Below are 443 nucleotides of genomic sequence, written 5' to 3'. Positions count from 1 at the left end.
GCCCGAGGTCATCAAAGACGGGGCGCGGGACACCATCCTGTTCGAGTACGCATCCTCACTGCTAGCCCGAGAAATCCCCCGGCATGAAGCAGAGACCCTCATGCGGTCAGCCTGGGACCGCTGCGAGCAACCACCCAAAGCCAAAGACACCTACCCCGTGGATAAGGCACTAGCCAAGCTCAACCGCTACGAACCGGGCCGCTCCGAAGGCTACGAGAAACAAGGCGCCAACGAAGACAAACCGTTCGACATGTTAGTTATCAGCGAAGTACGAAAAATCCAAGTACGGGAACGTGCACGCGAAATCGTTGACGCGGCCAAACGGCCACCCACTGAACCATTCGACGCTGGCACTTTGGCGGAAATCCTGGCCAGGCCAGCCGACCCGCCGGCCCGCATCCAAGGATTAGTGCCGTGGGAAGCATCCACACTGATCCCAGCGC

The 443-nt window shown here is 59.8% G+C and carries 1 protein-coding gene; it reads left to right on the top strand.

Features of this window, described 5'->3' with window-relative positions; genetic code table 11:
* Positions 1-443, top strand: a 443-nt coding sequence (locus FL344_RS38835) for a hypothetical protein (protein WP_194863415.1), incomplete at both ends; no start/stop codon positions are given.

It is taken from the genome of Myxococcus sp. AB036A, assembly GCF_006547355.1.
GTDB classification, from domain to species: domain Bacteria; phylum Myxococcota; class Myxococcia; order Myxococcales; family Myxococcaceae; genus Myxococcus; species Myxococcus virescens.
This window is presented reverse-complemented; position numbering and strand designations above follow the sequence as displayed.